Origin of the sequence: Methylobacterium sp. WL103 (assembly GCF_008039885.1) — a bacterium.
Classification (GTDB): domain Bacteria; phylum Pseudomonadota; class Alphaproteobacteria; order Rhizobiales; family Beijerinckiaceae; genus Methylobacterium; species Methylobacterium cerastii.
Map to the genome: position 1 here is coordinate 1 of NZ_VRUX01000490.1, position 3,248 is coordinate 3,248.

The 3,248-nt window shown below is 71.1% G+C and carries 4 protein-coding genes and 1 pseudogene; 4 read left to right on the forward strand and 1 reads right to left on the reverse strand.

What is annotated here, in order from left to right; genetic code table 11:
• Positions 1-954, reverse strand: a 954-nt coding sequence (locus FV222_RS21035) for a sigma-54 dependent transcriptional regulator (protein ID WP_246685582.1), incomplete at its 3' end; no start/stop codon positions are given.
• Here FV222_RS21035 and FV222_RS21040 point away from each other — a divergent pair.
• From FV222_RS21040 to FV222_RS21055, 4 genes and pseudogenes are all read left to right on the forward strand, one after another.
• Complete coding sequence (locus tag FV222_RS21040) at positions 929-1,207, forward strand: RecX family transcriptional regulator (RefSeq protein WP_246685583.1); 279 nt, start codon at positions 929-931, stop codon at positions 1,205-1,207. The genes FV222_RS21035 and FV222_RS21040 overlap by 26 nt on opposite strands.
• A gap of 96 nt (positions 1,208-1,303) precedes the next feature.
• Positions 1,304-1,735, forward strand: a complete 432-nt coding sequence (locus FV222_RS21045; RefSeq protein ID WP_147751666.1) for an OsmC family protein — start codon at positions 1,304-1,306, stop codon at positions 1,733-1,735.
• Between the two features lie 115 nt (positions 1,736-1,850).
• On the forward strand, positions 1,851-3,062 hold the full coding sequence (locus tag FV222_RS21050; protein WP_147761935.1) for a putative DNA modification/repair radical SAM protein: 1,212 nt from the start codon (positions 1,851-1,853) through the stop codon (positions 3,060-3,062).
• Positions 3,062-3,248, forward strand: a pseudogene (locus tag FV222_RS21055) (uracil-DNA glycosylase); the annotation flags it as partial. The gene FV222_RS21050 and the pseudogene FV222_RS21055, both read left to right, overlap by 1 nt.

Below are 3,248 nucleotides of genomic sequence, written 5' to 3' on the forward strand. Positions count from 1 at the left end.
GCCCCCGAGCCCAGCGCCGGCCAGGAAGTGCTCGGCCAGCGGCAGGATGTCGGCGAGGCGCTCGCGCAGGGGCGGCAGCGCGATCGGCACGACGTTGAGGCGATAGTACAGGTCCTCGCGGAACGTGCCGGCGGCGACCATCCCCGGCAGGTCCCGGTGGGTGGCTGCCACCACGCGCACCGCGACGGCGACCGGGCGGCCGCCCACCGGCGCCACCACCTTGTCCTGGATCACCCGCAGGATCTTGGCCTGCATCTCGCGCGGCATGTCGCCGATCTCGTCGAGGAACAGCGTTCCCCCCTGCGCCTCCCGGAAGGCGCCGGGCCGGTCCGTCACCGCGCCGCTGAAGGCGCCGCGGACGTGGCCGAACAGCTCGCTCTCGAGGAGGTCGCGGGGGATCGCGGCGCAGTTGACCGGGACGAAGGCCCCGGTGCGCCGCCGGGCGTAGGTGTGGAGCGCGCGTGCCACCAGCTCCTTGCCGGTGCCGGTCTCGCCGCGGATCAGGATGGTCGCGTCGCTGTCGGCGGCCAGGCCGATCGTCTTCTGGACCCGCCGCATCCCGGCGCTCGACCCGACGAGGCCGTCGCCGGGGCCGGGCTCGACGGCAGAGCTCGACGGGATCGCCGGCCGTTCGAGCATCGCCGCCAGCACCGCCGCAAGGTCGGCCCGGCCGACGGGCTTCGTCAGGTGGTCGTGCGCGCCGAGGCGCATCGCCTCGATGGTGTTGCCAGCGTTGGCGTAGGCCGTGAGCACGGTGACCGGCGGGGGGCTGTCCTGCGCGCGGATGCGGGCGAGCACCGCCATGCCGTCGAGGTCGCCCGGCATGCGCAGGTCGAGGAGGATCGCGGCCACCCGCGGCTCGGCCGCCAGCCGCGACAGCGCCTCGCGGCCCGACGCCGCCACGAGGGGGCGATGGCCGAGGTCGGCGATGGTCTCGGCCAAGCTCTCGGCCAAGGGCCTGTCGCGCGACGCAGTGGAGAACGCGATGGAGGCCGAACGTAAAGCCGTGCCGGAGGCGGACGCCGCCGCGATCGAGGAGAAGGCCGCCTTCGCCTACGCCAAGCGCCGGCGGCTCGGGCCGTTCCGTCGTCCCGACATCCGCGCGCTCCACCGCGACCGCGACCTCGGAGCGCTGGCGCGCGCCGGCTTCGGCTACGATCTCGCGCGCCGCACCGTCGACGCCGAGGAGGTGCCCGACGGGCCTTGAGCCTGGAACTCGCCGGAAACTGCGCCACTTGGCCGAGGGTCGACGGTGCCGTCGCGCGCCGTCCGTGCGCGCAGCCGCGAATTCTGGAGAGCTTCGATGATCAACCGCAAGGCGCACGCTGTCTGGAAGGGCAACGGCAAGGAAGGCAAGGGCACGATCACGACCCAGTCCGGCGTGCTTTCCGACCAGCCCTACGGCTTCAACACGCGCTTCGAGGACAAGCCCGGCACCAACCCGGAAGAGCTGATCGCGGCGGCCCATTCCGGCTGCTTCACGATGGCGCTCGCGTTCCAGCTGCAAGAAGCCGGCCTGGCGGCCACCGAGATGAGCACCGAGGCGGTGGTGACGCTCGAGAAGGACGGCGCCGGCTTCAAGGTGACGAAGTCGGCCCTCACGCTGACCGCTTCGATCCCCGGCATCGACCAGGCGAAGTTCGACGAGCTGGCGCACGCCGCCGAAATAGGCTGCCCGATCTCGAAGGTCCTCGACTGCGAGATCACCTTGAAGGCCACCCTCAAGCAGGGCTGACCGACGTTTCCGGACGCCGCGCCCCGCGACGACGCCGCGGGGTGCGGCATCGCCACAGGGGCGCAACGCCCTCCGGCACCTTGTCCTTGCGACCCCCGGGTTCCTAATTTGTTCGATGGATGAAGCTCTCGCCAAGAAACTGCGCATCCTCGCCGATGCCGCCAAGTACGACGCCTCGTGCTCGTCGTCGGGTGCGCCGAAGCGCAAGGCGGGCAAGGACGAGCTCGGCTCGACCACCGGCTCCGGGATCTGCCACGCCTACACCCCGGACGGGCGCTGCATCTCGCTCCTGAAGATCCTGCTGACGAACTACTGCCTGTTCGACTGCGCCTACTGCATCAATCGCCGTTCCTCGAACGTGCAGCGGGCGCGCTTCTCGGTGCAGGAGGTCGTGACGCTGACGGTGGAGTTCTACAAGCGCAACTACATCGAGGGGCTGTTCCTCTCGTCGGGCATCATCAAGTCGCCCGACTACACGATGGAGCTGCTGACGCGGGTGGCGAAGTCGCTGCGGTGCGACCACGGGTTTCGCGGCTACATCCACCTCAAGTCCATCCCCGAGGCGAGCCCTTGGCTGATCGAGGAGGCCGGGCTCTACGCCGACCGCCTCTCGATCAACGTCGAGCTGCCGACGGAGGCGAGCCTCCAGACGCTCGCCCCGGAGAAGGACGGCGCCACGATCCTCAATGCGATGGCGCAGGTCGCCGAGCGCATCGTCGAGGCCAAGGCCGAGCGGCGGCGGTTCTCGCCGGCCGGACAGTCGACGCAGGTGATCGTCGGTGCGGACGCGACCACCGACGAGGCGTTGATCCGCAAGAGCGCGCACCTCTACGGCAGCGTCGGGCTCAAGCGCGTCTACTACTCGGCCTTCAGCCCGATCCCGGAGGGCTCGGGCATCCTGCCGCTGAAGGCGCCTCCGCTCCAGCGCGAGCACCGCCTGTACCAGGCCGACTGGCTGATCCGGTACTACGACTTCTCCGCAGACGACGTGGCGGACGCCGCCGACGACGGCATGTTCTCCCTCGACATCGACCCGAAGCTCGCCTGGGCGCTGAAGAACCGCCACCGCTTCCCGGTGGACGTGAACACCGGCGACCGGGAGATGCTGCTGCGCGTGCCGGGACTCGGCGCGCGGGCGGTCGACAAGATCATCAAGGCCCGCCGGCACACGCGCCTGCGCCTCGACGACGTGGCGCGCCTGTCCTCCGCCCTGAAGCGCGCCCGCCCGTTCCTGATCGCCGCCGACTACACGCCGGGCGGGCTCACCGATCGCCTGGACCTGCGCAGCCGGCTGGTGGAGCCGGCCCAGCAGCTGAGCCTGTTCTGATGGACGCGCCGGACCTGTTCCCTCCCCCTGAAGCGGTGGAGGGTGGGTCTCGCACGATCCACTTGCGCCCCGGCGCGGATCTCGACGGCTTCCGCGCGGCCCTGCGCCGGCTCGTCGCCGACGACGTGCCGCCCGATCGCGTGACGTGGTCGGCCGGCGACGCGCCCGGCCTGTTCGGGTCGTCGC

Coding starts and splice junctions, on each gene's coding strand:
- FV222_RS21045 (WP_147751666.1), top strand. CDS start 1,304: ATGATCAACCGCAAGGCGCACGCTGTCTGGAAGGGCAACGGCAAGGAA.
- FV222_RS21050 (WP_147761935.1), top strand. CDS start 1,851: ATGGATGAAGCTCTCGCCAAGAAACTGCGCATCCTCGCCGATGCCGCC.
- FV222_RS21040 (WP_246685583.1), top strand. CDS start 929: ATGGTCTCGGCCAAGCTCTCGGCCAAGGGCCTGTCGCGCGACGCAGTG.